Raw genomic sequence first — 881 nt, forward strand, 5'->3', positions numbered from 1 at the left:
AAATCAAATATCTTTGGATCGGGGGCATTGGCTAGGCGATGCATTTGCATCTGGTGGCAGCCAAGGCTACGACCACAAAAAAATGGGTATTACCGCAAGAGGTGCGTGGGTATCTGTTCAAAGATTATTTAAAGAGCTTGGAAAAGATATCCAAAAAGAAACTTTTAGTTGTGTTGGCATCGGTGACATGTCCGGCGATGTGTTCGGCAATGGAATGCTTTTGTCCGACAAGACAGAACTGGTCGCAGCATTTAACCATCTACATATATTTATCGATCCTAATCCAGATGTTGAGCGATCCTTTAAAGAAAGAAAAAGGCTTTTCGAATTGCCGAGATCGTCTTGGGATGATTACAACAAAGACTTGATATCTCGTGGCGGGGGTGTGTTCAGACGAGATGCTAAATCTATCCCATTGAGTCCTGAGATCAAAAAGCTGATCGATGCAGAAGAAGACAGTCTAGCGCCAATGATATTGATCAATCGCTTACTGAAAGCAGATTCAGATCTGTTGTGGTTTGGAGGGATTGGAACTTATGTTAAGGCTAAAACCGAAGCACATACAGATTGCGGAGACAAGGCAAACGACGGCTTGCGCGTAAATGGCGAAGAGCTTCGCGTCAAAGTCATAGGCGAGGGTGGTAATTTAGGGATGACCCAGCGCTCGCGCATTGAGTATGCTCAAAACGGCGGGTTGTTGAATACTGACTTTATTGATAACGCCGCTGGCGTGGATTGTTCTGATAACGAAGTAAACATCAAAATTTTGCTGGGTGGTGTTGTTGCTGACGGAGATATGACCGATAAACAGCGCAATAAATTACTGCACGACATGACAGATGATGTTGCTGAACATGTGTTGCGCCACAATTATCGACAAA

General features: G+C 44.3%; 1 protein-coding gene. It reads left to right on the top strand.

Annotation, left to right across the window (positions count from 1 at the left end; genetic code table 11):
* Positions 1-881 (top strand): NAD-glutamate dehydrogenase domain-containing protein (locus tag A3738_RS08715; RefSeq protein ID WP_197473727.1); only part of this gene is annotated, 881 nt, incomplete at both ends.

The organism is Oleiphilus sp. HI0066 (genome assembly GCF_001635725.1).